The sequence below is a fragment of the Streptomyces sp. NPDC059008 genome (assembly GCF_042749045.1).
In the GTDB taxonomy this organism is placed as follows: domain Bacteria; phylum Actinomycetota; class Actinomycetes; order Streptomycetales; family Streptomycetaceae; genus Streptomyces.
Genome location: NZ_JBHYJC010000006.1, coordinates 155,210 through 179,433 on the forward strand (window position 1 = coordinate 155,210; position 24,224 = coordinate 179,433).

A 24,224-nucleotide genomic window follows, 5' to 3' on the forward strand; every position below is an offset into this window, starting at 1 on the left:
CCCGGCCGGCCCGTGGACGGGCAACCAGGAGGCTGCCGGATGCTGCGCAGAGCGCTGCGGATCCCTGCCGCCGGCGTCGCCTATCTGCTGACGGCGGCGGTGTCGTCGTCCGCGATGGCGTCGGGGCCGGAGGAGTACGCGGATGTCGCGCTGGCCCGCGCGGCACGGGCCGGGCCCGGTACCGCGGCGGCGCTGGTGATCGCGCACCGCGGCGCCTCCCGTTACGCACCGGAGAACACGCTGGCCGCCGTGGACGCCGCTCACCGGCGCGGGCTGATATGGGTCGAGAACGATGTGCAGCGCACCAAGGACGGCCGGCTGGTCGTCCTGCACGACACCACGCTGCGGCGCACGACCGACGCCGAGAAGGTGTTTCCGGGGCGGGCGCCGTGGCGGGTGGGGGACTTCACCGCCGCCGAGATCGCGCGGCTGGACGCCGGGAGCTGGTTCGGCAAACGCTTCGCGGGGGAGCGGGTGCCCACGCTCGCCGGGTTCCTGCGCCGTCTGGACCACAACGACCAGCGCCTTCTGCTGGAGATCAAGGCCCCGGAGAGATATCCGGGAATCGAGGCGCAGATCGTCCGGGAACTGCGGGCGGGCGGCTGGCTCGACCGCGGCCATGTCCGCAGCCGGCTGGTGGTCCAGAGTTTCTCCGTGGCGTGCGTGAAGGCCGTGCACGAACTTGTGCCGCAGGTGCGCACGGGAATTCTGGGGGCGCCGGATATGGCCAAACTGGCGCGCTATGCGCGGTTCGCCGATCAGATCAACCCCCGTATGTCCGCGCTCAGTTCGCGCTGGCTGGCGGCCGTGCACCGGTTGCGCGGGCCGCACGGCCGTCCGTTGGAGGTCTACGCGTGGGACGTGGCGAAGAACACGAACGCGCGATCGCTCCGGGCGCGGGGTATCGAAGGAATCATCGAATAGGGTCCAAGGGTCGGGAATCAGGCGGGATTGCCCGGCTCGTGCGGGCGTCGGACGAGCGCGGAGAGTGCGCCGTGACCCGCGCTGCGTGAAGGAGCTGTGGAGAGCGGACGCCCGGCGTGTGGCCGCGGCAGGTCGGGATTTACGGGATTCCCGCCGCGCGGCTATGGTGCCTGAGATGTTCGACGCCGCCACCCTCCCCGTAAATGAACTAAGACGCAGGATTTGGCTTTTGGGTTCCGAAATGCGGCCCGACGCGGGCCAGCGTCCAGCACCTCCCCTGGGATGCTTCCGGGAGGCTCCTTGAACCACGAATATCCGGCGTACGGCGAACGGCGGGTGCCGCTCCCCCCGCCGCGGCAGATGCCGCACGACACGCTGAGCCGGGCCGGCGCACCCGCGTCCGCGCAGACTCCCGGTGCGACGACGACGCTGGCACCGGCGCCGGCCGCCCCGTCGCACGCCAAGCCCAGAAGCCACGCCAAAGGCCGTGGCCGGGCCAGGGCCAAGAACGCCACGCCCGCCGGCGCCAAACCGCGCGACGCGTTCTTCGACAACGCCAAGTACCTGGCCATCGTGCTGGTGGCGATGGGGCACTCCTGGGAACCGCTGCGTGACAGCAGCCGCACGGCAGCGGCGCTCTACATCACCGTCTACGCGTTCCATATGCCGGCGTTCATCATCATCTCCGGCTATTTCTCGCGCAGTTTCGATATGCGCAAGGACCGGCTGCAGCGGCTGATCACCGGAGTCGCGGTCCCGTACATCCTCTTCGAAGTGGCTTATACGCTCTTCAAGAGGTGGGCGGACGACGATCCGCATTACCCGATCAGCCTGACGGACCCCTGGTATCTGACGTGGTTCCTGGCGGCGCTCTTCATCTGGCGCCTGACCACTCCGCTGTGGAAAATCGTGCGCTGGCCGGTCCCGCTCGCGCTGACCATCGCCGTACTCGCGTCCGTCTCACCGGACATCGGCGACGATCTGGACCTCCAGCGCACGCTGCAGTTCCTGCCCTTCTTCGTGATCGGGCTGGCGCTGCGGCCGGAGCACTTCAAGCTCGTACGCCGCAAGAAGGCGCGCATCGCGGCCGTACCGGTCTTCGCGGCCGCCCTGGTCTTCGCGTACTGGGCGGCGCCGCGGATGAACGCCGCGTGGTTCTACCACCGCGACGCCGCGCAGGAACTCGCCGCGCCCTGGTGGAGCGGCGCGGTGATGACGCTGGCGATGTTCGGCTGCTCGCTGGTGCTGGTGGCCTGCTTCTTCGCCTGGATCCCGGGCCGCACGATGTGGTGCACGGCGCTGGGCGCGGGCACCCTCTACGGCTATCTGCTGCACGGCTTCCTCGCCAAGGGCTCGCGCTTTTGGAACTGGTACGACCACCCGTGGGTGCACACGCCCTGGGGCGCGGTGCTGCTCACCCTGATCGCGGGCACGGTCGTCACGGTGCTGTGCACACCGCCGGTGCAGCGGATCTTCCGCTTCGCGATGGAGCCCAAGATGACCTGGGCGTTCCAGAAGGACCCGGTGGGGGTGGCCCGCAGCCGGAACTGAGCCGCTGCGCAGGGGACGTCGGCGCCGGGGCGCCCACCCCGCCGGGAGACCGGTGGGGCGGGCGCCCTTCGGCATAACGGCGCCAGGTTCGCCGCAACACGGGCGTCGGCTACCGCACCACGGGCGTCGGCTACCGCACCACCGCGATGCCTTCGATCTCGACCAGCGCGGCCTCGTCCCACAGGCGGGTGGCGCCGATCACGGCCATCGCCGGGAAGTCGCCGCCGACCAGGCGCTTCCACACCCGGCCGAGCTCCCTGGCATGCCGCCGGTAGTCGGCGACGTCGACCGCGAAGACGGTGAGCTTGGCGAGGTCGGACGGGCCGGCCCCGGAGGCCGCGGCGACGTCCAGGAGGTTCGCCAGCGCGCGCTCGAACTGCTCGACGATGCCGTCGCCCACGATCCGGCCCGAGCCGTCGAGGGCGGTCTGCCCGGCGAGGAAGACCAAGGTGCCCGGGGCGGCGCGTACGGCATGGCTGAAGCCGGTCGGCGGCGCCAGGTGAGAGGGGTTGATGCGCTCCAGTCCGCCGCCGTTCCCGGTGCCGTCCGTGCCCGCCGTCTCAGCGCTCATCCGCGCCGGCTCCCCTCCGTCGCCAACTCGTCCCGCACGCCCGGGGATTGCGAGGCGCGGCGCGCGGTGCACCGGGAGGTCCGCAGCCCCTTCGGCGTCGCTCACCGCCGGCCCCTTCCCGGCTCGTGCCGCGGCCGTTCACCGTGATCGGCCCGCTCCCCGGCGAGTTTAGGGCCTGCCGGCGGATCGAGGCCGGTATCTCGCCCGCCGGATCAGGGGCCCGCCGGATCAGGGCCCGGTCCGCGGTGCGTGCCGTGGCGGGGCCGGGACCGCCAGGGGGTCCCTGCCCTCCAGCAAGCCCCGGGAGCCGTAGGGGCGGCAGCGTATGAACGCCGCCTCGTGGTGGAACGGCTGCTCCTGGTGCTCCCTGACCACCTCCGTGTGCTCGGGCCGGGCGGAGCCGTAGGCGTAGTGGCGCATGGCCGACACGCTGCGCCAGATCGAGAACGTGCCGACGAAGCGGGGCGGGCGGGCCAGGGCGACGGAGGCGACCAGCGCGGGATCGGCCGCGGCCCGCCCGGCGGCCCGGGAGTTGGCGCGCAGGAACGGCAGCGCGCGGCGCAGCCGCAGCTGCCCGAGGGTGAGGACGGCGACCGGCTCGTCCTCCTCGTCCAGCGCGGCGCCGGGCTCGGCCTCGATCGGCATCGAACGCCACGAGCCGGAGACCCGCACCGGCTGCAGCCGCACCTGCCAGCCCCCGGCCAGCCGCCGAGCCAGCGGGCTCTCGGCGAGGAAGCGGTCGAGCGCGGCGTCGTCCTCCCATGCGGCGAGCAGCGCGGCCCGGCCGGGGCGGAGCTTGGGCGGGCCGGCGGCGACGGCGCCGGTGAGCAGGGTCTGGGCATGGCGGAGGCCGGGGACGTCCCCCGGCTGCGGGCGCTCGCGGAGGATACCGCGCACGGAGCGGGCGCCCAGGTCGGCGAAGTGTACGGAAACGATCACGACGACCCCCGTATCCCGGCCCACGGGAGGAGCCGAGTCGGTTACTGATGCGTATACCAAGCGGTACACCACCTAGTATCCTTGAACGCGACGACAATTGCGAGCCGGAATCACCAGCCGGAACAAGCCAGATCGCGAGGGGACCGCATGAGCGGGATCGACCGGAGCCGCGCCGCGCGCGCCGAGACCAGGACCCGCATCGAGGACACGGCCGCCCGGCTCTTCGCCGAGCGCGGCTACGCGGGCACGACCATCGGGGAGATCGCCGCCGAAGCCGGACTGAGCAAGCCGATGCTCTACCGCCACTTCGACTCCAAGCAGGAGCTGCACCTCGCGCTCCTGGAGCGGCACCGCGACGAGCTGGCCGCCGCCCCGATCCGTGAACTCCTCGACGGCGAGGGTGACATGGAGACACGGATCACGGCGATGTACGACGCCTGGTTCGGGTATGTGCAGAGCCATCCGTACACCTGGCGCATGATGTTCCGCGACACCACCGGGGACGCGGAGGTGCGGGCCTTCCACCGCGAGCTCCAGCGCCGGCAGCGCGAGACCGACGTCGCGCTGCTCCGCGAGTTCGCGCCCGGCATCCCCGAGGCCGAGCTGGAGCCCCTCGGCGAGGCGATCCGCAGCTCGCTCTACGGCCTCGCCCTGTGGTGGCTGGACCGCCCCGACCACCCCCGAGAGCTGCTGGTCGCGGCGATGGTACGGATCACCCGTGGCCTGATCTCCGGCTCCGGGGACCCGGCGGCCGCGGACACCGGCCGGTGAGGTGACGGCCCGGGCTCCACGGACCCGCGCGCCTGCCGGCCGCGCTCCTCACTTCGCCTGCGCGTAGCACTCCACCACCGCGGTGGTGAACGGGAAACGGACCGGCGTCTCGCCGAACGCGATCCGCCCCGCCGTCGCGGCCGCCGCCGTGATCGCCTCGGACACCGCCGGCGCCTCGTGCGCGGGACAGTGCACGATCACCTCGTCGTGCTGGAAGAAGACCAGCTCGGCGCGGAGCCCGCCCTCGCGCAGCGAGCGGCGCAGCGCGGCCAGCATCAGCAACGCCCAGTCCGCGGCGCTGCCCTGGACGACGAAGTTACGGGTGAACCGGCCGCGGGCGCGGGCGGCCGCGGAACCACCGCCGTACCCCGCCGGCTGCTCCTCCTCCTGGGGCAGGCCCGCCTCGTCGGGCGGCGCCACGGACGCCGGCGGGCAGGTGCGGCCCAGCCAGGTGCGCACCAGGCGGCCCTCCTCGCCGGCGCGCGCCGCGTCGTCCACATACGCCACCGCCACCGGATAGCGGCGGCGCAGATCGGCCATGTGCCTGAGGGCGTCGCCGGACGTCTGGCCGTAAACGGCCCCCAGCAGGCCGAGCTTGGCCTGGTCGCGGTCGCCGCCGAACGCGCGGGCGGCCAGATCCGCGTACAGGTCCTCGCCGCTGCCGGCCACCTCCATCAGACCGCGGTCACGGGAGACGGCGGCCAGCACCCGCGGCTCCATCTGGGCGGCGTCGGCGACGACCAGGCGCCACCCCGGGTCGGCGAGCACGGCCCGGCGGATCACCTTGGGGATCTGCAGCGCGCCGCCGCCGTTGGTGGTCCAGCGGCCGGAGACCGTGCCACCGGGAAGGTACTCGGGGCGGAAGCGGCCGTCGTGCACCCACTGCTGCAGCCATGACCACCCGTGGGCGGTGTGCAGCCGGTAGAGCTTCTTGTACTCCAGCAGCGGTGCCACCGCCGGGTGATCGATCTGCGCCAGCTCCCACTTGCGGGTCGAGGTCAGCGAGATCCCGGCGCGGGCAAAGGCCTTGACGATGTCCTGCGGCAGATCGGGGCGCACCCGTACGCCGTCGCCGAAGGCCCGGGACACCGCATCCGCCAGCTCCGCCATCCGCCGGGTCTCCAGCCCGCCCGGATAGCGTTCGCCCAGCAGCCCGTCGAGCAGCTCGCGGTGCACATCCGCCCGCCAGGGCACCCCGGCCCGGCCCATCTCCGTCGCGACCAGCATGCCCGCGGACTCGGCGGCCAGCAGCAGCCGCATCCGCTCCGGATGCTCGGTCTTCTCCGTGCGCGCCACCTGGCCCGCATAGACCTCCAACAGCGCCGCCAGCTCGTCCGTGCCGGACGGCAGGGGCACCGGGCCCGGCTCGAAGAGGGACGGCTGGGTCTCGGCCGTACGCGCGGGAGTGTCCGGAGGGACGGGCAGGCCGTGCAGCCGCGCCCAGGCGGCGGCCAGCGAACGCGGCTGTCCCGACTGGCCCTCCTCATGGCCGATCAGCAGCGCCTCGGCGGCCTCCACGTCATAGCAGCGCTCGACCCGCACACCCGCCGCCAGCAGCCGACGGTAGATCTCCGCCGTGGACCGCCACACCCACCGCTCGACCTCGGGCCGCGCGCGCACCGCCTCGGCGAGCGAGCGCTCGCGCACCACCGGCCCCGCGGGCCGGCCGTCCTGGGCGAGCGGGCAGAGACGAACACCCCCGTCGCCCGTCTCCACCACCGCCCATCTCATGCTCCCGAGTCTTGCACCCCCCTCTGACAACCGAAGCCGGACGGCAGCCGGACCTGGGGCACCTCCCCTGCCGGTAATCCGGCTCGTCCGCCGCGGGGACGACAGGCCGCACGGATAAAGCGATGTGTGTTTATGGTTTCGCGGCATCCGGGTGAATCGGCGAAACCGCACCCTCGGAAGCGAGTTGATCCAGTGCGCTCCCATTCGGGCACCCCGCTTCGAGAAGGGTAAAAAGTGATCAAGAAGGTCCTGGCCACGACTGCCGTCGCCGCGTCCGTCGTCGGAATTTCGGCGACGACGGCCCTCCAGGCAACGGCGGTCGGCAAGCACGACGGTGGTACCGCGACGGTCAACGGCAACGGCGCCAAGTCCGCTTTCGGCAACTCCACCACCCGGGGCAGGATGAGCCCGCAGCTGGAGCTCGTGCAGGGGTCGCTGAACAGCCTCTGTGCGGCGCTGGTCGGCCAGAAGGTCAATGTCGGTTCGCTGGTCGGGAAGGACGCGACCACGGTCCAGGACATCAATGTGCTGTCCAACCCGCAGACGCAGCAGTGTGTGCGGAACTCGACGCAGGCCAAGGGGGATGAGGCGGTGTCGCACATCCTGAACGACATCCCGATCCTGTCCGGCAACGGAGCGCGCCACCACAAGCACTGAGGCCGAAGGCCGCAGGACCCGGACCGTGGGCTCTCCCTTCTGAGCGGTCCGGGAACGGCGGTGCCCGGTGGCGAACCGGTGGGAACGGAATTTCTCGATCCGCCTCCCGGTGGGAATTACTATTCGGCGGCTACCTCGTCTGTTCGAAATCCGGTGTTTTTTCCGCGTCGTATGCGCGGCGGCAATCTCCCGAAACGATATTGCATCCTTCGGGCGATTCCTCCGAAACTCCCCGGTGAGAGTTTCGTCCACGAGGAGAAATTGTTACCAATATCAGCAGCGGCGTTACGGGCGAGCAGATCAGCGCCCGTGCGACACGATGGTCGTGTTCGCTACGGACCCGCTGCAGAAAGGGCTGAAAGTGAAGTACGGAAAGGTTGCGGCAGCCACTGCCGGCATGCTCATGGCAGTGGGCGCTGCTGCGCCGGCGTTCGCTGACGCGGGTGCGGTGGGCAAGGCGAAGCACTCTCCCGGCGTCATCTCCGGAAACGTCGTACAGATTCCGATCAACATCCCGATCAACCTGTGCGGCAACACCGCGCAATTCGTCGGGGCGCTCAACCCGGCGTTCGGCAACAAGTGCGCCAACCTCAGCCACCACAAGTAAGCGGGTGCGCTGACCCCAGCCGCTGACTCGAAGGAATTCGAGCCGCGTCCGTGATCCGGTCCCGGTGTGCGATTCACTGCACGCCGGGACCGGATCATTTTCCGGCCCATCCGGACAAACGCGTGGGTCGCACCTTTCGGGTGGAGTTGCCGTGAGGGCAGAACTTCGGAGTTTCTCCGCGCGGCAGTACTCGTTAGTGAAGGGGAAAGCGGTGATCCGAGCAGCGAAATGTTGCTCACGCGGCGCTGGTGCCGCGGTCCCGTCAAGCACCGCCCGAGAAGGGACAGTTGAAAGTGAAGTACGCGAAGTCTGCGGTGGTTGTCGCCGGTTCCGTCGTTGCGCTGGGCGCCGCCGCGCCCGCCATTGCCGCCCAGCACGGAATTCCGGCCGGCATTCAGCCCGGACCGAAGATGAGCCTCAACGGCGGGCTGAACGACGCGCTGCGGAGCAAGCAGCTGGACGGCCACCAGGTGCGGCCGCTGGTCAAGAAGATCAAGACCACCGGTGAGAAGGTCAAGTCGGCCAACGCGAACAAGCTGCTCGGCGGCGTTGCGGCGGCGGCGAAGGGCACCCCGCTGCTCGGCGGCCTTCCGATCAAGTAATTCCGCTGTCCCCGTGGGCCGCTCCAGGCGCGTTCGGAACGGAAGCCGAATGCGCGCCGGGCGGCCCCGGTCGCGTATATCGCCGTCCCGCGGCCCGTCGCATCCGGGTGCTTCTCGCTCGGTGTGCCCGGTCCACCGCCGGACCGATCGGAAAAGCGGATCGCGGCGCCAGGGCGTTCGAGTGAATGAGCACAACCAAATTCGCTCTTGTGAGTTGGGCAGATTGTCTGGCTCAAGGGCATCCCGAAACACAAAGGATCAACAATGATCAAGAAGGCTCTGGCGACCGCAGCCGCAGCCGCGTCCATTGTCGGTGTCGCCGCAGCTTCCGCCTCCCCGGCGATGGCCACCGGTAAGCACCACGACGGCGGTAAGCACCACGGCGGCAAGCACCACGGGACTACTTCCGTCAACGGAAACGGGACGACGCAGCTCTACGGGAACTCGACCACCAAGGGCTACATGAGCCCGCAGATCGGTCTGATCCAGGGCTCGCTGAACAAGCCCTGCGTCGCTCTGCCGTACAAGGCGAACTTCGGCTCACTGTTCGGGGCCTTCCCGACCACGATCCAGGACATCAACGTGCTGGCCAACCCCCAGTCGCAGCAGTGCGCCGAGAACTCCACCCAGGCCAAGGGCGACGAGGCGCTGTCGCACATCCTCAACGACATCCCGATCCTGTCGGGCAACGGCGGCGGCAAGAAGCACCACTGACCGGCCGATGAATACCCGGGCCGCCCGGCCCTCCTTCTTCCGGGCGGCCCGCATTTTTCTGCTCCGCGACGCAGGCGGGTGAGGCGGGGCGGTTGTGCTGAGGGACGGCTCCGGTCAAGGAAATGGCCGGCACCGTTCCGCTGAATTGTTATTCGCTTGTGACCGGTGTTCGGCGGGCCGGCTCGTTGGGGATGGTGTGTGGAGGGAAGCGTGCCAATGCCCTTGCGAGATTGATGGGGTTGCCGGGGCATTGGCATGCGGGCCGGAGATCGAGCGCGATCTATTCGGGTGATGTAGGAGAACCCCGGGCTGCGGGCCGGGTTGTTCCAATAGGGCTCCTGTGCCGGGAGTTCCGTCTCCTGAAGGGGTTGCGTGATGAAGAAGATTCTTGCCGGCGTGGCTGTCGCGGCGTCACTGATCGGTATTTCCGCTGCGGCCGCTCCGCAGGCAATGGCGAGCGACGGGCACAAGGGAACCAGGACGGTCAACGGGAACGGGGGGAAGTCGGTCTACGGCAACTCCACCACGCGCGGAAAGCTCAGCACCCAGCTCGGGCTCGTGCAGGGCTCCCTGAACGACCTCTGCTTCGCCCTGATCGGCGAAAAGGTCAACTTCGGTTCGGTGTTCGGGGCCTTCCCGACCACGATCCAGGACATCAACGTCCTGTCCAACCCGCAGACGCAGCAGTGCGTGCGGAACTCGACGCAGGCCAAGGGCGACGAGGCGGTGTCGCACATCCTGAACGACATCCCGATCGCGTCCGGCAACGGAGCCCACAAGCGCGGGCACTGAAGCCCGAGGCCTCGGACGTACCACCGCTCGCGTCTCCGGGCGGTCGGCGCCGCGTATGCGCTGCCGGCCGCCCGGCCGTGTGAGCGCCACGGGGCCCGCGGACGGTGGCCCGTACGCGATGACCCCAGACGAGGGATGAGAGATGCGACAGAGTCTGAAGGTGTGCGTGCTCGTTGCGGCGGCGTCGGGTGCGCTCGGCGCCAGCGGCGCAGTGGTGCACGGGGACGCCGGCACGGGCGCCATGACGTCTCCCGGGGTGCTGTCCGGGAACAGCATCCGGGTGAGCGTGTTCAACCCCGTCAACGTGTGCGGCAACTCCGCGGACGGTGCCGGGGCGCTCGACCGGACCGAGCACCACGCGTGCGGGCACTACGGTGCGCCCGCGCCGGCGGCCCAGCGGCCCCCGCTGGCGCCACGGTCCGCCGCGGCGCACCGCAGAGCCGGGGAGCCGGTGCGCCACCGCGCCCCGGGGAAGACCGCCGAGACCGCCCCGCGGCCCGGGCACGAGCCCCGGCTGGGCGCGGTGGCACGGGCCGGGGCGTCCGCGGGCTCCGCGCTGCTCGCGTCCTCCGGTGCGGACGAGCCGGCCATGGTGGCCGGGGTCGGCGGGGTGCTGCTCCTGGGAGGGGCGCTCCTGCTGCGCAGGGCCCGCTCGCGGCGTAAGTGAGCGGGGTAGGGGTATGGCGCGTGCAAGGGGCGTCCGGCCGGTTTCCGGCGGCCGCGGGGCGCGGCGGCCGGCCGAGCGGATCCGGCGGGCCGCTCGGCCTGGGCCACCCGGTCGAGCCGGCCGTCGGCATCGCCGGACGGTTCGACCACGGGCCGTCGTACCGCTGGCGACGGGCGACGCTGCGGCTGGAAGCCGCCCTGCGGGCCGTACGACGGATCGTGCGGATCAACGCGCCAGTGCCTGGTCCGGCACGGGAAGGATCGTTCTTTCGCTCATTGGTGGTACCCGCCTCCCAGGGGGTTTGAAGTGCGCGGATGCGGGTGCGCCGCGGGGCCGTGCCGGTCGGTGCGGGCTCTGGCAAAATGGCGATGAAATGCGATGAACTGCGATGAAATACGATGAAAGCTGCAAAGGTAATGAGTGGATGAGGTGGGGTCATGCTCATTGCGCTGGCGCAGACGGATTGTGTGCTGGGCGAGGTGGCGGAGAACCTCGTGATCGCCCGCGAGCAGATCGAGCAGGCCGCGGCCCAGGGCGCCGACCTCGTCATTTTTCCCGAACTGAGCCTGCACGGCTATCACTTGGGCGCCCTGAAGCGGGACGAGTCCATCGAGGCGAGTGATCCCCGGCTGCTGGAGCTGAGCACGCTGGGCCCGGATGTGCTGGTCGGCTTCCATGAGCACACCAGCCTGCGGGCGTACAACGCCGCGGTCTACTACGCGGCCGGGTCGCTGCTGCACGCCCACCGCAAGCTCTACCTCCCCAACTACCTCGCCTGGGAGGAACGCAAGCACGTCAGTCCCGGGCAGTCGCTGCGCGCCTACGAGCTGAAGCGGTCCAGGACCGGGGGGCGGGGGGCGACGCTGGTGTGCAACGACGCCTGGCAGCCGGTACTGCCGTGGCTGGCGGTGCAGGACGGCGCGGAGGTGCTGTTCGTGCCGACCAACAGCGCGGCGAGCCTGGATCCGGAGGCCATGGACACCGGCCTGTACTGGGACACCCTGCTGTCCTATACGGCGCGGATGCTGCAGTGCTGGGTGGTCTTCGTCAACCGGGTCGGCAACGAGCACGGCGCGACGTTCTGGGGCGGCTCGCGGGTGGTGGACCCGCGGGGGGCGGTGGTGGCGCAGGCGCCCAAATGGGAGCCCTCGCTGGTCACCGTCGAGATCGATCTCACCGAGGCCCGGCGGCAGCGCCGCGCGGTGCCGCTGGTCGCCGAGGCCCGGCTGGGCCTGATCGACCGCGAGGTGCGGCGGCTGATCGACGAGGGCGGCGACAGCTGAGGGATCGGCGGCCGGGCGTCAGTGGCCGGGGGCCGACTCCGGGCGGGGCGCCTCGGCGGTCCGGTCGTCCTTGAGGGCCTTGGCCTCGGACTTCAGGATGCGCATCGAGCGGCCGAGGCCGCGGGCCATGTCGGGCAGCTTCTTCGAACCGAAGAGCAGCACCAGTACCGCGATGATCAGGATCAGGTGCCAGGGCTCGAAGGCGTTGCGGAGCATGGGGGTGCTCGCTTTCGTCGGGGGCCGGCGGACGTTCTGTCCAGTATTACCCGAACGGTCCGGCCGCCCGGTCCAGGGGGTCTCCCACGGGCGACGGCCGGCCGCCGACTACGCCTTCCTGACCCGCTCGACCGCGACCAGCGACAAGACCGTCGAGTGGGAGGACGGCAACACCTATCCCGTCATCGACGTCGAGATCTCCTCGGCGAGCCACCCCTTCTACACGGGCACCGCCCGGGTGATGGACACCGCGGGCCGCGTCGAGCGGTTCGAGCGCCGGTACGGCCGGCGGGCCCGCTGATGGAGCGGCTCGCGGTCGTGCTGGTGGGCGGCCTGCACGCGGACGCGCGGCGGGCCACCGTGGAGCGGCTGGCCGCGGGCCGGACTGCCGGCTGGCGACCGCGACGGGGGAGGCGGCGGCCGAGCCCGCCGACCTCGCGCTGCTGGAGCGGTTGCACCCCACGGCCCGGCGGATTCCGGTCGGATCCGCCGAGCTGGCGGCCGCCGCGGTGGCCGGTTGCGATGTGGCGGCGGCCGCGGCCCGCCAGCATCCCGCCTGTGCGCTGCTCCGGGCCGTGGCTGGTCTCGCTGTCGGACGCCGCCTGGGAGATGGTGCCGCGGCTGCGCCGGGCCGCCGCCGCGCTGGACTGGCACCCCGAGCACGGTGACCGCGCCCAGCACCTGGTCTGCACCTCACCGGGCCTGGATCGCGAGGGCCTGTCCGCGCTGCTGGCGCCCTGCCTGCTCACCGATGCCGAGTACGAGGGCGGCCGGTCGGCCTGGAAGAGCCTGCCGCCGGCCTTCGACGAACTCCTCGACCCCGTTTCGTAGCCGCGGCCGGTCCGTCCCTACGGAACGCTCCCGCCCCTTCGCACCCCCAAGGAACCACCATGCCCCGACGGCACGACCCGCGGCGGAAGTCCGCGCCCCGCCGCAACCCGCTGGATGCGGCGGGCATCACCTTCATCGACTACAAGGACACCGATCTGCTGCGGAAGTTCCTCTCGGACCGCGGCAAGATCCGCAGCCGCCGGGTCACCCGGGTCACCGCGCAGCAGCAGCGGCAGCTGGCCGGGGCGATCAAGAACGCACGGGAGATGGCCCTGCTCCCGTACGCGTCACGGTGACGGCCGCCGCTTCGACGGGGGGCCGCCCCGCCGATCACCTGATCTCCGGAACCCGAAGGGCGCGGCACACGTCTCTTCCTCGTCCCTGAGGGATTCGACCCGGACGATCCGTACCAGGTGGAGGCGCACCGCATCACGGCGGGCGGCCGGCGGTCGCCGGCCGATTGCGGGGGAGCGGCCGGGGAAGGCGCTCGACGAGCTGTGACCGGCCCGGCACCGGCTGTCGTGCACGTGCATCTGCGCATGCATTCGCATGTGAACGCAGCTATGATCCGGGGCAGTTGACACCGTTTATCACCGGGAGATCCCTGTGCCCCACGCATACAACGGCATGGCCGCAACGGATCTTCGCGATGTGTCGTGGCAGAAGAGCCGGCACAGCAACTCCCAGGGCTCCTGTGTGGAGTTCGCCAAGCTGCCCGGGGGAGAGATCGCGGTGCGCAACTCCCGCTTCCCGGACGGTCCCGCGCTCGTCTACACCCCGGCGGAGGTCCGGGCGATGCTGCTCGGGGTCAAGGACGGGGAGTTCGACCACCTCGTCCTGGACTGAGCCGGCGCGGGGAGCCCGCCGGCGCGCGCCCGTACTGCGCGCCCGCGTGCCCTACAAGACGACCGGCTGCCCATAAGGCGACCGGGCGCCCGTGGGTGACGGTGCGCCCGGTGTGCGGATCGGCCGCGAAGGGCCCGCGGCACGCGCTACGGCAGCCGGAAGAGCGCCCACACGATCTTGCCGTGCGTGACACCGGACAGCGGGTGCCAGCCCCAGCTGTCGCTGAAGGACTCGACCAGGTACAGCCCGCGCCCCGACTCGTCGGCGGAGTCGGCCTCGCCGGCGACCGGTGAATCGTCGCTCGGGTCCCGTACGGCGCAGATCAGCCGCTGCGACCAGCGCATCAGGTGCAACCGGGCGGGCGGTGTGGCGCCGGCGTGCTCCGAGGCGGCGAGGACCGCGTGGCGCAGCGCGTTGGTGACGAGTTCGGAGACGACCAGGGCGACCGGGTCGAAGAGTTCGTCGAGCTCCCAGCCCTGCAGGGTGTCGCGGGTGAAGTTCCGTGCGCAGCGCACCGATTCGTAGCGCGGGGGGAGCGTGCACGAGGCGGATCCGGAGACGGCCAGGGGATCGACGGGAGGAAAGCCCTGCCATAACGGCTCGAGCATGGTCAAAACCTTGGTCCCCATGCGAGGCACTCCTGGCGTTCGCGGACGTCATGACCCTGGCCGGTCAGCCGGATCTGGCGGATCTTTCACGAGCGTGCATGCGTGCGACGCCTATGGTTCCCAATGTGCGAGACAGATGCAAGGGCAGATGCACGTGCACGCGCCAGGATTGCGGCAGCGCGCACCGATTTGCTCGGAATTCTTTCCGTCGGTTCTTGTGGAGGCCGTGCGTGGGCCTCACATATCAGTAACCGGATGAGCACTCAACGAAGCGCGAACGTGGCAGACTTCGGCCCACTGTTGGACGGGGTGGGGGTCACAGGAGGGTCTGAGAGGTGTCCGGAAGTGAGTCGAGCGGGTCGGTGGTGCGGCGGATCCTGCTCGGGTCGCAGCTTCGCCGCCTGCGTGAATCCCGTGGGATAACCCGCGAGGCGGCCGGCTACTCGATCCGTGCGTCCGAATCGAAGATCAGCCGCATGGAGTTGGGCAGGGTGAGCTTCAAGGCGCGCGACGTCGAGGACCTGCTCACGCTGTACGGAGTCGGTGACGCACAGGAGCGTGAGGCGCTGTTGTCCCTGGCGCGCGAGGCCAATGTCGCGGGCTGGTGGCACAGTTACACCGATGTGCTTCCCGGCTGGTTCCAGACGTATGTGGGCCTGGAAGGCGCCACGTCCCTCATACGTGTCTACGAAGTCCAGTTCGTGCACGGGCTGCTGCAGACGGAGAGCTATGCGCAGGCCGTCGTCAAACGGGGCATGCCCGACGCCGGGCCCGCCGAGATAGAGCGCCGGGTCGCGCTGCGCATGGAGCGCCAGAAGCTGCTCGTCGCCGAGCGGCCGGCACAGTTCCACTGCGTGCTGGACGAGGCCGCGCTGCGCCGCCCGTACGGCGAACGCGAGGTGATGCGCGAACAGTTGAAGCATCTGATCGACGTGTCCGAGCGGCCCAATGTGCGCCTCCAGGTGATGCCCTTCAGTCTGGGCGGGCACTCGGGCGAGAGTGGCGCCTTCACCATGCTGGGCTTCCAGGAGTCGGGGCTGCCGGACGTCGTCTACCTGGAGCAGCTGACAAGCGCGCTCTATGTGGACAAGCCGGAGGAAGTGGCGCAGTACGGCCGGGTGATGGACCGCCTCCAGGCGGACGGCCCCAGCCCCGCCGAGACCAGAGATCTCCTGCGCGGACTGCTCCAACTCATGTGACGCGTCGGTAGGATGGCGCACCATCAGGAGTCAGCACCCCCCAACTTGGCGCTCCGTGTGCCCTGTTCTCCAGATCGGGATGGCATGTCCTACTTCGACGACTTGGCCTATCAGTTCATCGGCGGTGAGTGGCGCTCCGGAAGCGGCTCGTGGGACATCGTCGACTTCAACCCCTACAACGGCGAGAAGCTGACCTCCATACCCGTCGCCACGGTCGAGGAGATCGACCAGGCCTACCGCGCCGCCGAACGCGCGCAGCGGGAGTGGGGCGCGGTCAATCCGTACACCCGCCGGCTGGTCTTCGAGCGCGTGCTGCGGATCATCGACGACCGCGAGGCGGAGCTGGCCGAGGCGATCACCGCCGAGGTCGGCGGGACGCTCGCGAAGGTGGGCTTCGAGCTCCATCTGGCCAGGGAGTTCCTGCGCGAGGCGATCCAGCTGGCGCTGCGCGCCGAGGGCCGCATCCTGCCCTCGCCCATCGACGGCAAGGAGAACCGCCTCTACCGGCTGCCGGTCGGTGTCGTCGCAGTCATCAGCCCCTTCAACTTTCCCTTCCTGTTGTCGATCAAGTCGGTCGCGCCGGCCATCGCGCTGGGCAACGCCGTCGTCCTCAAGCCGCATCAGAACACCCCGGTCTGCGGCGGTGGGCTGGTCGCCAGGATCTTCGAGGAGGCCGGGCTGCCGGCCGGCGTGCTCAACGTCGTCGTCACCGACATCGCCGAGATCGGCGACGCGCTGATCGACCACCCGGTGCCCAAGAGCATCTCCTTCACCGGCTCGGAGAAGGTCGGCCGGCACGTCGCCACCGTCGCCGCCGCCCACTTCAAGCACACGGTGCTGGAGCTGGGCGGCAATAGCGCGCTGGTGGTCCTCGACGACGCGGACATCGACTACGCGGTGGACGCCGCGGTCTTCAGCCGCTTCGTGCACCAGGGCCAGGTCTGCATGGCCGCCAACCGGGTGCTCGTGGACCGTGCCGTGGAGCGGGAGTTCACCGAGAAGTTCGTCGCCAAGGTCGCGTCCCTGAAGGTGGGCGACCCCACCGACCCGCAGACCCATATCGGCCCGCTGATCAACGAGGGCCAGGCCGAGGCCGTCACCGCCCTGGTGGACCGCGCCGTCGCCGAGGGCGCCACGCCGCTGCTGCGGGGCGAGACCCGCGGCACGCTCGTCGCGCCGAGCGTGCTGGGCGGGCTGCCGGCGGACTCCCCGCTGCTCACGCAGGAGATCTTCGGCCCGGTCGCGGTGCTGGTCCCCTTCGACGGGGACGAGGAGGCCGTACGGCTCACCAACGCGACGCCCTACGGGCTCAGCGGCGCCGTGCACACCGGCGACATCGAGCGGGGCGTGCGGTTCGCCAAGCGCATCGACACCGGCATGTTCCACGTGAACGACGCCACGGTGCACGACGAGCCGATCGTCCCCTTCGGCGGCGAGAAGAGCTCCGGGCTGGGGCGGCTGAACGGCGACGCCATGGTGGAGGCCTTCACCACCACCAAGTGGATCTCCATTCAGCACGGGCGCTCGCAGTTCCCGTTCTGAGCGGGCTCGTATCTGCTGGGCATTGCGGACAGAGGCTGACCGCAAGGGCTCGTAGCGTGTGTGAGGTCGGAAGGGCGACGGCCAGACGGCCGGCCGCCCGGGATGTCACGAAAGGCGGATCCCATGCCCACTCACGTTCCTGCCGAGGCCCACGGCGACGAGACCGGTGCGCTGCTGTCCTTCCTGGAGGCCCAGCGCGGCGGGCTGCGACGGGCGGTCCTCGGGCTGACCGACGCCCAGGCGAGCAAGCGGCCGAGCGCCAGCGAGCTGTCGCTGGCCGGGCTGCTCAAGCATGTCGCGGAGACCGAGCAGGGCTGGATCGAGACCGCGCAGGAGCGGCCGCACTCCATCGAGCGCAGCCAGGACACCTGGCACCTGAGCTTCCAGCTGGAGGACGGCGAGACGCTGGCGGGTGTGCTGGAGTTCTGGGACGGCGTCGCGCGGCGGACGGAGGAGTTCATCCGGTCCGTACCGAGCCTGAACGACACCTTCCCGCTGCCCGAGGCGCCGTGGTTCCCGCCCCAGGCCCGGCAGTCGATGCGCTGGCTGCTGCTGCATCTGATCGAGGAGACCGCCCGGCACGCCGGCCACGCCGACATCCTGCGCGAGTCCCTGGACGGCAGGACGGCGTTCGCGCTGGTGGACGAGGAGCGGGCGGCGCGGGAGGGGTAGCGCCTCTGCGCGGTCCCGGCGCGCTCTAGGCTGACGGCAGGGGGCCGCGAGGGATTGAGGAGACGATGTCGGCGATCCGGCTGTTGGTATTGGGCGCCGTGCGGCAGCACGGGCGGGCGCACGGCTATCAAGTACGCAACGACCTGGAGTACTGGGGCGCCCACGAGTGGTCCAACGCCAAGCCCGGCTCGATCTACCACGCGCTCAAGCAGATGGCCAAGCAGGGGCTGCTCCGCGCCCATGACATCGCGCCCAGCACCGTCGGCGGTCCGCCGCGTACCGAGTACGAGCTGACCCCGGCGGGCGAGGCGGAGTACTTCGCCCTGCTGCGTACGGCGCTGTCCGAGCACGACCAGAAGTCCGACATGCTCAGCGCGGGCATCGGCTTCGTCGTCGATCTGCCGCGGGACGAGGCGCTGGCGCTGCTCAGGCAGCGGGTGCGGGGCCTTGAGGAGTGGCGCGGCACGGTCACCGAGTACTACACGCCCGAGGAAGGGCCCGGACAGCTCGGCCATATCGGCGAGATCATGAACATGTGGGTGCACTTCGCGGACAGCGGCGCGGTGTGGACGCGCGGGCTGATCGAGCGCATCGAGGGCGGCGCGTATGTCTTCGCGGGCGAGGGCGAGCCGTTCGTGGGGGTGCTCGCGGAGGGGCAGGAGAACCCGTACGCGACGAAGGACGTCCACCCCGGGGACCAGCGCCGGTGACCCCGATCCAGCGGGCAGCGCGCCTGGGGGAGAGGTGCCCCCTGGCCAAGTTTGGCGCGTAACGCGGCGGTCGGGTGCCGGGTTCGGCGGGCCGGGCCCCTGGCGGTGGGCCGGCTGCCAGTATGACGCCATGACGAACAAGCGATCGATTACGCGCATCGAGGTGGCGCCCCGTCTGGTCGCCCTCGGCATCGTGGCGAAGGAGGCGGCCGAGGAGGCGCTCGGGAGGGTCCGGGACTGGGCGGACGCTCCGCTGGAGGACGGCGAACTGACCGAGGTGCTCGTCGAGTTCGGTGTGGCCGTCGCCGTGTACGCGGACGAGGTCGACGACCTGGAGGAGTCCTACCGGGCCGTCCTGGAGGAGGCCGCCGCGTGCTCCGGCGGGCTGGTCGTCGTCGGCGACGTCGAGCTGATCAGGGGCGAGGGCGGCCGGGACCGCCTGGAGTTCGTCCGCGACGGCGAGCGGATCGGCCGGCCCGCCGAGCACGGCACCGGCCGGTCCCTGAGCCGGCCGGCCGTCTTCGCGTGCCTCGGCCGGCTGGCACCCGGCGGCGAGGACGAACGGACCTTCCACCGGGTGCTGCCGGGCGCGGGCACCGACGCCGACGGCGAGGTGTACGTCCTGGTCACCCCCGCCCAGGCGGCCGCGCTCGGCGAGGAGTTCGGCCTGGCCCTGGACGGCCGCGGGGCGTGAGGTCAGTGGTGGAAGGCGGTCGCCATCGACTCGGGCCGGTCCAGCGGGCGCGGCTGCGCCCGGAGCTCGGGCAGCAGCGCCTCCAGGTCCGCCAGGAACAGGTCGGCGAGGTCCTGGGAGAAGCCGTTGCGGCAGACCACCCTCAGGACGGACAGGTCCTCGCGGTGCGGCGGGAAGGTGTAGGCGGGGACCAGCCAGCCGCGCTCCTTCAGCCGCCGCGACACGTCGAAGACGTCGAAGGCCTTGACGTCGGCGGCGGTGGTGAAGGCGAAGACCGGCAGCTGGTCGCCGCGGGTGAGCAGGGTGAAGTCTCCCAGTGAGCCGATGCGTTCGGCCGTCGAGCAGGCCACGTCCCGGGTCGCCTGCTGTACGGCGCGGTAGCCGTCCCGGCCGAGCCGCAGGAAGGTGTAGTACTGGGCGGCGACCTGGGCTCCGGGGCGGGAGAAGTTGAGCGCGAAGGTCGGCATGTCGCCGCCCAGGTAGTTGACGCGGAAGACCAGCTCCTCGGGCAGCGCACCGGCATCGCGCCACAGCGCCCAGCCGACGCCGGGGTAGACCAGGCCGTACTTGTGGCCCGAGGTGTTGATGGAGGCGACCCGGGGCAGCCGGAAGTCCCAGACCAGCTCCGGGTCGACGAACGGCGCGAACATCGCGCCGGACGCGCCGTCCACATGGACCGGGATGTCCCAGCCCTGCTTCTGCTGCACCTCGTCGAGCGCCGCGCAGATCTCGGCCACCGGCTCGTAGGACCCGTCGAAGGTCGAACCGAGGATCGCGACCACGCCGATGGTGTTCTCGTCGCACAGCTCGGCGGCGGAGGGGGCGTCGAGGTGGAAGCGGTCGCCCTCCATGGGGACCTGGCGCGCTTCGACCTCCCAGAAGTTGCAGAACTTCTCCCAGCAGACCTGGACGTTGGCGCCCATGACGAGGTTGGGCCGGGCACTGCCCGGATACCGGTCCGCGTTGCGCTGCATCCAGCGCCGCTTGAGGGCCATGCCGGCGAGCATGCAGGCCTCGCTCGACCCGGTGGTGGAGCAGCCGACGGCGGCGGAGGGGGCGGGCGCGTGCCACAGGTCGGCGAGCATCGCCACGCACCGTCGCTCCAGTTCGGCGGTGCGCGGGTACTCGTCCTTGTCGATCATGTTCTTGTCCCGGCAGTCCGCCATCAGGATGCCGGCCTGCGGCTCCATCCAGGTCGTGACGAACGTCGCCAGGTTCAGCCGGGAGTTGCCGTCCAGCATCAGTTCGTCGTGCACGAACTGATAGGCGGTGTGCGGGGCGACGGGGCCGTCGGGGAGCGTGTGCCGGGGCGGCGAGGTCTCCATGCCGGCGACCGGGTCGGCCTCGCCGTAGAAGGGGTTGACCGGGTTCGCGCTGTGCCGGCGGTCGGATTCCGAAGCGCCCTTGTGCAGAGTCATCTGTCGCCCATCCGTCAACTCGTCGGTGCAAGGCCGTGTTTGATGGCTTTGGTGAACTTCACCACGCGCTCTGCCTGGATGCGGGCGGCGGTGCGCGCGTCGTCGTCGAGCGGGGTGTCCGGGCCGCCGACGTGGGAGGTGCCGTAGGGATTGCCGTCGGTGAACTTCGCCGGGTCGGTGTAGCCCGGGGCGACGAGGATGCCGCCGAAGTGGTGCACCGTCTGGTAGAGCGCGAGCAGGGTGGACTCCTGGCCGCCGTGCCGGGTGGCGCTCGCGGTGAAGCCGCTGTAGACCTTGTCGGCCAGCCTGCCCTGCTGCCAGAGGCCGCCCAGGGTGTCGAGGTACTGCTTGAGCTGGGAGGACACATTGCCGAAGCGGGTCGGGGTCCCCAGGACCACCGCGTCCGCCCAGAGCATGTCCTCGTGGGTGGCCTCCAGGATGTCCGCGGTGGCCGCGGCGTTCGCCGCCCAGGCAGGGTTGGCGTCGACGGCCGTCTGGGGGGCGAGCTCCGCCGTCCGGCGCAGCCGTACGTCGGCTCCGGCGTGCTCGGCCGCGTCCGCGATCAGCCGCGCCAGCTCGGCGATGGTGCCGGTCGACGAGTAGTAGATGACGGCGACGTGGACGTCGTGGACGGGCATGGACGCACCTCCTGGAACCCGACAATACGGGCGTATGGGGTGCGTGGCCTCCAGGGTTCGCCCAGTGGAAGCGCGAACGGGCGGGCGGCCGCCCCAGGGGGTGCCTTCCCCCCCAGGGCGGCCGCCCGCCCGCGCCCGGATCGATCCGCTCCGAAGAGCTCCGCTCAGCTCGCGCTCGCCAGCGACAGCTTCGCCGCGAAGCCGAGGAACGCCGCGCCGGCGCCCGCGGACAGCCCGGCCGTCAGCCGCCTGCGCCGCCGGAAGGTCGCCGCCAGGAACGTCCCGCTGAAGATCAGGATCGACAGATAGGTGAGGCTGAACAGCTGCGCCCAGGCGCCCAGCGTCAGGAACGACAGCACCGGGTGCGCGTAGGACGGGTCCACGAACTGCACGAAGAAGGAGATGAAGAACAAGATCGCCTTCGGGTTGAGCAGGCTGACCACGAGCGCCCGGCGGAACGGCCGCTCGACGGCTTCCTTCGCCGCCTTGGGCGCCCCCTCCTTCCGCTCGGCCCGGCGCGCCTCCCGGCCGCGCCACAGCGTCCAGGCGCCGCGCAGCATCCCGACCGCGAGCCAGGTCAGATAGCCCGCGCCGGCGAACTTGACGACGGCGAACAGCACCGGGCTGGTCTGCAGCAGCGAGGCCACCCCGCCCGCCGACAGCGTCATCAGCACCGTGTCACCGCACAGCACACCGGCCGCCGCCCGGTAGGCCACCCGGGGCCCGCGCCGGGCCGCCACCGACACCACGTACAGCGAATTGGGGCCCGGCAGCAGAATGATCAGCGCCAGCCCCACCAAATAGGTGGACAGATCCGTTATCCCCAGCATGTGCGGCAGGATCTCACCCCCCGAGACCGCCGCCACCGGATTTTTCAGCATGCGGACTTGCACCTCACGCGGCGTGAGGACCCATCGTGGAGCGCGTACCGAGAAGGGAGCGGAAGTGAGCTATTCGGTAGGGCAGGTCGCGGCCTTCGCCGGGGTGACCGTGCGCACCTTGCACCACTACGACGAGATCGGACTGCTGCTGCCCGGCGCACGCAACCACGCAGGTCACCGCCGCTACGGCGACGACGACCTGGACCGGCTGCAGCAGATCCTGTTCTACCGGGAGCTCGGCTTTCCGCTCGAAGAGGTCGCGGCCCTCCTGGACGACCCGGCCACCGACCCGCAGGAGCACCTGCGGCGTCAGCACGAGCTGCTGACCGCGCGGATCGGCAGACTCCAGGAGATGGCCGCGGCCGTCGAACACGCGATGGAGGCACGCAGGATGGGAATCAACCTCACCCCGGAGGAGAAGTTCGAGGCCTTCGGGGACTTCGACCCCGACCAGTACGCGGCGGAGGCCGAGGAGCGCTGGGGGCACACCGACGCCTACAAGGAGTCGCAGCGCCGGGCGGCCACGTACACCAAGGACGACTGGAAGCGGCTGAGGGCTCAGTTCGACGCCATCCACCGCAAGATGGCGGACCTGCTCGGTCAGGGGGTGCCGGCCGGCTCCGAGGCCGCGATGGACGTGGCGGAGGAGCACCGCCGGTTCATGGACGGCGCGTCCTACACGTGCAGCCACGAGTTCCACGCCTGTCTCGGCGAGATGTACGTCGCCGATGAGCGCTTCACCGCCACATTCGAGGCGATCAGGCCCGGTCTCGCGGTCTACCTGCGCGACGCGATCGTCGCCAACACCGCCCGCCACCAGTGATCCGTACGGGCCGGAGCACGCCTCCGGCCCGTACGGGTGTGCCGCCGACCGGGCTCAGCTCTTCGGCGCGATCACCACGGCCGTCCCGTAGGCGCACACCTCGGTGCCCACGTCGGCCGCCTCCGTGACATCGAAGCGGAACATCAGCACCGCGTTCGCGCCGCGCGAGCGGGCCTGCTCCACCAGCCGCTGCATCGCCTGGTTGCGGGTCTCGACGAGGGTCTTGGTCAGCCCCCGCAGCTCGCCGCCGACCAGCGACTTCAGACCCGCGCCGATCTGGCTGCCGAGGTGGCGGGAGCGCACGGTCAGGCCGAAGACCTCGCCGATCACCCGATCCACATGAAACCCCGGCACGTCGTTGGTCGTCACGACCAGGACGTCCGACTGCTCGTGCTGCCCACCGCCGTACTCGTCGATACCCATGGGTGCGCACCTCCTTGTGGCCAGCATCACCCGGCCCCGGGGGCTCGGCCAGCGGTCGGGGAGCGGTCGGGTGGAGGCCGGCGAGGGACGCCTGGAACCACGGGGGGCCGCGCGGCGTTGATAGTTTTGGGCCGCACACGCGCCTGCAACCCCGTCGCTCGCACGATCCGGCGCCCTCGACCCAGGAGCCTTCACCCCGTGAATACTCTCGCGCTCGGCCCCCAGTGGCTGGACCCGGACTATCTGATCGCGACATTCGGCCTGATCGGCGTCCTGGTCATCGTCTTCGCGGAGTCCGGCCTGCTGATCGGCTTCTTCCTGCCGGGTGACTCGCTGCTGTTCACCACCGGTCTGCTGGTGACCACGAACAAGCTGGACAAGCCGCTGTGGCTGGTGTGCTCGCTGGTCGTGCTGGCCGCGGTCCTGGGCGACCAGGCCGGCTACCTCTTCGGCCGGAAGGTCGGGCCCGCGCTCTTCAAGCGCCCCGACTCCCGCCTGTTCAAGCAGGAGAACGTCGAGAAGGCGCATGACTTCTTCGAGAAGTACGGCCCCAAGTCGCTGATCCTGGCCCGCTTCGTGCCGATCGTGCGGACCTTCACGCCGATCGTCGCCGGTGTGAGCCGGATGAACTACCGCTCCTTCATCACCTTCAACATCATCGGCGGCACGCTGTGGGGCGCCGGCGTCACCCTGCTCGGCGCGCTGCTCGGGAACATCGAGTTCGTCCACAAGAACATCGAGATGATGCTGGTCGCGATCGTGCTGATCTCCGTGGTCCCGATCGTCATCGAGTTCCTGCGCGCCCGCGGCAAGGCGAAGACGGAGCAGCCGGCGGCGGAGTCCGGCCCGGTGCGGCCGCACGGCGCCCCGGCGGAGCCCCGCCGCGGCCGGCACGCCAAGCGCTGACCCGCCAC

The 24,224-nt window shown here is 70.6% G+C and carries 29 protein-coding genes and 2 pseudogenes; 22 read left to right on the plus strand and 9 right to left on the minus strand.

The genetic code is table 11. The annotated features are described in order from the left end of the window. The first annotated feature begins 39 nt into the window (after window positions 1-39). Both ACFWZH_RS11060 and ACFWZH_RS11065 read left to right on the plus strand, forming a co-directional pair. Window positions 40-924, plus strand: coding sequence for a glycerophosphodiester phosphodiesterase (locus tag ACFWZH_RS11060; protein WP_384427994.1), 885 nt, complete (start codon window positions 40-42; stop codon window positions 922-924). A 360-nt stretch (window positions 925-1,284) separates the two neighbouring features. After that, window positions 1,285-2,475 (plus strand): acyltransferase family protein, encoded by a 1,191-nt coding sequence (locus tag ACFWZH_RS11065; RefSeq protein WP_384428188.1) that lies wholly within the window; start codon window positions 1,285-1,287, stop codon window positions 2,473-2,475. A gap of 130 nt (window positions 2,476-2,605) precedes the next feature. On the opposite strand, the gene ACFWZH_RS11070 is transcribed toward ACFWZH_RS11065, so the two are convergent. Continuing rightward, window positions 2,606-3,046, minus strand: coding sequence for a RidA family protein (locus tag ACFWZH_RS11070; protein ID WP_384427996.1), 441 nt, complete (start codon window positions 3,044-3,046; stop codon window positions 2,606-2,608). 228 nt (window positions 3,047-3,274) lie between these two features. Further along, window positions 3,275-3,985 (minus strand): spheroidene monooxygenase, encoded by a 711-nt coding sequence (locus tag ACFWZH_RS11075; RefSeq protein WP_384427998.1) that lies wholly within the window; start codon window positions 3,983-3,985, stop codon window positions 3,275-3,277. Between the two features lie 147 nt (window positions 3,986-4,132). Here ACFWZH_RS11075 and ACFWZH_RS11080 point away from each other — a divergent pair, with 147 nt between their 5' ends. Next, window positions 4,133-4,756 (plus strand): TetR/AcrR family transcriptional regulator, encoded by a 624-nt coding sequence (locus tag ACFWZH_RS11080; protein WP_384427999.1) that lies wholly within the window; start codon window positions 4,133-4,135, stop codon window positions 4,754-4,756. A 48-nt stretch (window positions 4,757-4,804) separates the two neighbouring features. On the opposite strand, the gene ACFWZH_RS11085 is transcribed toward ACFWZH_RS11080, so the two are convergent. Then, a complete protein-coding gene (locus ACFWZH_RS11085) occupies window positions 4,805-6,487 on the minus strand; it encodes a bifunctional 3'-5' exonuclease/DNA polymerase (RefSeq protein ID WP_384428001.1) in 1,683 nt (560 codons plus the stop codon). Between the two features lie 234 nt (window positions 6,488-6,721). Here ACFWZH_RS11085 and ACFWZH_RS11090 point away from each other — a divergent pair, with 234 nt between their 5' ends. The 7 genes from ACFWZH_RS11090 to ACFWZH_RS11120 all read left to right on the plus strand — a co-directional run bounded on the left by ACFWZH_RS11090 (window position 6,722) and on the right by ACFWZH_RS11120 (window position 11,809). Beyond that, window positions 6,722-7,144, plus strand: coding sequence for a rodlin (locus tag ACFWZH_RS11090; protein ID WP_384428003.1), 423 nt, complete (start codon window positions 6,722-6,724; stop codon window positions 7,142-7,144). A 361-nt stretch (window positions 7,145-7,505) separates the two neighbouring features. After that, window positions 7,506-7,751: a chaplin gene (locus ACFWZH_RS11095; RefSeq protein ID WP_384428190.1), complete on the plus strand. Its 246-nt coding sequence runs from the start codon at window positions 7,506-7,508 to the stop codon at window positions 7,749-7,751. A 293-nt stretch (window positions 7,752-8,044) separates the two neighbouring features. Next, complete coding sequence (locus ACFWZH_RS11100; RefSeq protein WP_384428005.1) at window positions 8,045-8,353, plus strand: hypothetical protein; 309 nt, start codon at window positions 8,045-8,047, stop codon at window positions 8,351-8,353. Window positions 8,354-8,617: 264 nt separating this feature from the next. After that, window positions 8,618-9,067, plus strand: a complete 450-nt coding sequence (locus ACFWZH_RS11105) for a rodlin (RefSeq protein ID WP_384428007.1) — start codon at window positions 8,618-8,620, stop codon at window positions 9,065-9,067. Window positions 9,068-9,439: 372 nt separating this feature from the next. Beyond that, window positions 9,440-9,859 (plus strand): rodlin, encoded by a 420-nt coding sequence (locus ACFWZH_RS11110; protein WP_384428009.1) that lies wholly within the window; start codon window positions 9,440-9,442, stop codon window positions 9,857-9,859. A gap of 142 nt (window positions 9,860-10,001) precedes the next feature. After that, a complete protein-coding gene (locus ACFWZH_RS11115; RefSeq protein WP_384428011.1) occupies window positions 10,002-10,526 on the plus strand; it encodes a chaplin in 525 nt (174 codons plus the stop codon). A 437-nt stretch (window positions 10,527-10,963) separates the two neighbouring features. Next, window positions 10,964-11,809: a nitrilase-related carbon-nitrogen hydrolase gene (locus ACFWZH_RS11120; RefSeq protein WP_384428013.1), complete on the plus strand. Its 846-nt coding sequence runs from the start codon at window positions 10,964-10,966 to the stop codon at window positions 11,807-11,809. An 18-nt stretch (window positions 11,810-11,827) separates the two neighbouring features. On the opposite strand, the gene tatA is transcribed toward ACFWZH_RS11120, so the two are convergent. After that, entirely contained in the window at window positions 11,828-12,025 is a 198-nt protein-coding gene (gene tatA, locus ACFWZH_RS11125) for a Sec-independent protein translocase subunit TatA (RefSeq protein WP_384428015.1), read from the minus strand. On the opposite strand from tatA, the gene ACFWZH_RS11130 reads away from it, so the two are divergent. The 5 genes and pseudogenes from ACFWZH_RS11130 to ACFWZH_RS11150 all read left to right on the plus strand — a co-directional run bounded on the left by ACFWZH_RS11130 (window position 12,024) and on the right by ACFWZH_RS11150 (window position 13,702). After that, window positions 12,024-12,326, plus strand: coding sequence for a type B 50S ribosomal protein L31 (locus ACFWZH_RS11130; protein WP_384428017.1), 303 nt, complete (start codon window positions 12,024-12,026; stop codon window positions 12,324-12,326). The genes tatA and ACFWZH_RS11130 overlap by 2 nt on opposite strands. Window positions 12,327-12,417: 91 nt before the next feature. After that, window positions 12,418-12,856: pseudogene (locus ACFWZH_RS11135) on the plus strand (cobalamin biosynthesis protein CobW); the annotation flags it as partial. A gap of 59 nt (window positions 12,857-12,915) precedes the next feature. Continuing rightward, a complete protein-coding gene (gene rpsR / locus ACFWZH_RS11140; RefSeq protein ID WP_384428019.1) occupies window positions 12,916-13,152 on the plus strand; it encodes a 30S ribosomal protein S18 in 237 nt (78 codons plus the stop codon). A gap of 48 nt (window positions 13,153-13,200) precedes the next feature. Beyond that, window positions 13,201-13,308 (plus strand): annotated as a pseudogene (locus ACFWZH_RS11145) (SRPBCC domain-containing protein); the annotation flags it as partial. A gap of 154 nt (window positions 13,309-13,462) precedes the next feature. Continuing rightward, window positions 13,463-13,702 (plus strand): DUF397 domain-containing protein, encoded by a 240-nt coding sequence (locus ACFWZH_RS11150; protein ID WP_384428021.1) that lies wholly within the window; start codon window positions 13,463-13,465, stop codon window positions 13,700-13,702. Between the two features lie 146 nt (window positions 13,703-13,848). Here ACFWZH_RS11150 and ACFWZH_RS11155 read toward each other — a convergent pair whose 3' ends face one another. Beyond that, on the minus strand, window positions 13,849-14,331 hold the full coding sequence (locus ACFWZH_RS11155) for an ATP-binding protein (protein ID WP_384428023.1): 483 nt from the start codon (window positions 14,329-14,331) through the stop codon (window positions 13,849-13,851). A gap of 314 nt (window positions 14,332-14,645) precedes the next feature. Between ACFWZH_RS11155 and ACFWZH_RS11160 the strand changes: the two genes are divergently transcribed. The 5 genes from ACFWZH_RS11160 to ACFWZH_RS11180 all read left to right on the plus strand — a co-directional run bounded on the left by ACFWZH_RS11160 (window position 14,646) and on the right by ACFWZH_RS11180 (window position 19,127). Further along, a complete protein-coding gene (locus tag ACFWZH_RS11160) occupies window positions 14,646-15,509 on the plus strand; it encodes a helix-turn-helix domain-containing protein (RefSeq protein ID WP_384428025.1) in 864 nt (287 codons plus the stop codon). Between the two features lie 84 nt (window positions 15,510-15,593). Continuing rightward, window positions 15,594-17,051: an aldehyde dehydrogenase family protein gene (locus ACFWZH_RS11165; protein ID WP_384428027.1), complete on the plus strand. Its 1,458-nt coding sequence runs from the start codon at window positions 15,594-15,596 to the stop codon at window positions 17,049-17,051. A gap of 123 nt (window positions 17,052-17,174) precedes the next feature. Next, entirely contained in the window at window positions 17,175-17,723 is a 549-nt protein-coding gene (locus ACFWZH_RS11170) for a DinB family protein (RefSeq protein WP_384428029.1), read from the plus strand. A gap of 65 nt (window positions 17,724-17,788) precedes the next feature. Continuing rightward, a complete protein-coding gene (locus ACFWZH_RS11175; RefSeq protein ID WP_384428031.1) occupies window positions 17,789-18,433 on the plus strand; it encodes a PadR family transcriptional regulator in 645 nt (214 codons plus the stop codon). 130 nt (window positions 18,434-18,563) lie between these two features. Further along, entirely contained in the window at window positions 18,564-19,127 is a 564-nt protein-coding gene (locus ACFWZH_RS11180; RefSeq protein ID WP_384428033.1) for a hypothetical protein, read from the plus strand. A 2-nt stretch (window positions 19,128-19,129) separates the two neighbouring features. Here ACFWZH_RS11180 and ACFWZH_RS11185 read toward each other — a convergent pair whose 3' ends face one another. From ACFWZH_RS11185 to leuE, 3 genes are all read right to left on the minus strand, one after another. Beyond that, the gene (locus tag ACFWZH_RS11185; protein ID WP_384428035.1) at window positions 19,130-20,545 is read right to left on the minus strand and encodes a glutamate decarboxylase; all 1,416 of its coding nucleotides are present in this window, start codon (window positions 20,543-20,545) and stop codon (window positions 19,130-19,132) included. 14 nt (window positions 20,546-20,559) lie between these two features. Continuing rightward, a complete protein-coding gene (gene wrbA / locus ACFWZH_RS11190; protein ID WP_384428037.1) occupies window positions 20,560-21,183 on the minus strand; it encodes an NAD(P)H:quinone oxidoreductase in 624 nt (207 codons plus the stop codon). A 164-nt stretch (window positions 21,184-21,347) separates the two neighbouring features. Then, on the minus strand, window positions 21,348-22,013 hold the full coding sequence (leuE, locus tag ACFWZH_RS11195; protein WP_384428192.1) for a leucine efflux protein LeuE: 666 nt from the start codon (window positions 22,011-22,013) through the stop codon (window positions 21,348-21,350). A gap of 115 nt (window positions 22,014-22,128) precedes the next feature. On the opposite strand from leuE, the gene ACFWZH_RS11200 reads away from it, so the two are divergent. Then, on the plus strand, window positions 22,129-22,887 hold the full coding sequence (locus ACFWZH_RS11200) for a MerR family transcriptional regulator (RefSeq protein WP_384428039.1): 759 nt from the start codon (window positions 22,129-22,131) through the stop codon (window positions 22,885-22,887). A 54-nt stretch (window positions 22,888-22,941) separates the two neighbouring features. Here the strand turns inward: ACFWZH_RS11200 and ACFWZH_RS11205 are convergent, their stop codons facing one another. Further along, entirely contained in the window at window positions 22,942-23,310 is a 369-nt protein-coding gene (locus ACFWZH_RS11205; protein ID WP_384428041.1) for a YbjQ family protein, read from the minus strand. Window positions 23,311-23,508: 198 nt separating this feature from the next. On the opposite strand from ACFWZH_RS11205, the gene ACFWZH_RS11210 reads away from it, so the two are divergent. Then, entirely contained in the window at window positions 23,509-24,216 is a 708-nt protein-coding gene (locus tag ACFWZH_RS11210) for a DedA family protein (protein ID WP_384428043.1), read from the plus strand. Window positions 24,217-24,224: the final 8 nt, after the last annotated feature.

What these genes read in the sequence shown, in the direction of transcription:
- ACFWZH_RS11060 (WP_384427994.1), top strand. Translation starts at nt 40, where the DNA reads ATGCTGCGCAGAGCGCTGCGGATCCCTGCCGCCGGCGTCGCCTATCTG.
- ACFWZH_RS11065 (WP_384428188.1), top strand. Translation starts at nt 1,285, where the DNA reads ATGCCGCACGACACGCTGAGCCGGGCCGGCGCACCCGCGTCCGCGCAG.
- ACFWZH_RS11070 (WP_384427996.1), bottom strand. Translation starts at nt 3,046, where the DNA reads ATGAGCGCTGAGACGGCGGGCACGGACGGCACCGGGAACGGCGGCGGA.
- ACFWZH_RS11080 (WP_384427999.1), top strand. Translation starts at nt 4,133, where the DNA reads ATGAGCGGGATCGACCGGAGCCGCGCCGCGCGCGCCGAGACCAGGACC.
- ACFWZH_RS11085 (WP_384428001.1), bottom strand. Translation starts at nt 6,487, where the DNA reads ATGAGATGGGCGGTGGTGGAGACGGGCGACGGGGGTGTTCGTCTCTGC.
- ACFWZH_RS11105 (WP_384428007.1), top strand. Translation starts at nt 8,618, where the DNA reads ATGATCAAGAAGGCTCTGGCGACCGCAGCCGCAGCCGCGTCCATTGTC.
- ACFWZH_RS11115 (WP_384428011.1), top strand. Translation starts at nt 10,002, where the DNA reads ATGCGACAGAGTCTGAAGGTGTGCGTGCTCGTTGCGGCGGCGTCGGGT.
- ACFWZH_RS11120 (WP_384428013.1), top strand. Translation starts at nt 10,964, where the DNA reads ATGCTCATTGCGCTGGCGCAGACGGATTGTGTGCTGGGCGAGGTGGCG.
- ACFWZH_RS11130 (WP_384428017.1), top strand. Translation starts at nt 12,024, where the DNA reads ATGGGGGTGCTCGCTTTCGTCGGGGGCCGGCGGACGTTCTGTCCAGTA.
- tatA (WP_384428015.1), bottom strand. Translation starts at nt 12,025, where the DNA reads ATGCTCCGCAACGCCTTCGAGCCCTGGCACCTGATCCTGATCATCGCG.
- rpsR (WP_384428019.1), top strand. Translation starts at nt 12,916, where the DNA reads ATGCCCCGACGGCACGACCCGCGGCGGAAGTCCGCGCCCCGCCGCAAC.
- ACFWZH_RS11155 (WP_384428023.1), bottom strand. Translation starts at nt 14,331, where the DNA reads ATGGGGACCAAGGTTTTGACCATGCTCGAGCCGTTATGGCAGGGCTTT.
- ACFWZH_RS11165 (WP_384428027.1), top strand. Translation starts at nt 15,594, where the DNA reads ATGTCCTACTTCGACGACTTGGCCTATCAGTTCATCGGCGGTGAGTGG.
- ACFWZH_RS11170 (WP_384428029.1), top strand. Translation starts at nt 17,175, where the DNA reads ATGCCCACTCACGTTCCTGCCGAGGCCCACGGCGACGAGACCGGTGCG.
- ACFWZH_RS11175 (WP_384428031.1), top strand. Translation starts at nt 17,789, where the DNA reads ATGTCGGCGATCCGGCTGTTGGTATTGGGCGCCGTGCGGCAGCACGGG.
- ACFWZH_RS11180 (WP_384428033.1), top strand. Translation starts at nt 18,564, where the DNA reads ATGACGAACAAGCGATCGATTACGCGCATCGAGGTGGCGCCCCGTCTG.
- ACFWZH_RS11185 (WP_384428035.1), bottom strand. Translation starts at nt 20,545, where the DNA reads ATGACTCTGCACAAGGGCGCTTCGGAATCCGACCGCCGGCACAGCGCG.
- wrbA (WP_384428037.1), bottom strand. Translation starts at nt 21,183, where the DNA reads ATGCCCGTCCACGACGTCCACGTCGCCGTCATCTACTACTCGTCGACC.
- leuE (WP_384428192.1), bottom strand. Translation starts at nt 22,013, where the DNA reads ATGCTGGGGATAACGGATCTGTCCACCTATTTGGTGGGGCTGGCGCTG.
- ACFWZH_RS11205 (WP_384428041.1), bottom strand. Translation starts at nt 23,310, where the DNA reads ATGGGTATCGACGAGTACGGCGGTGGGCAGCACGAGCAGTCGGACGTC.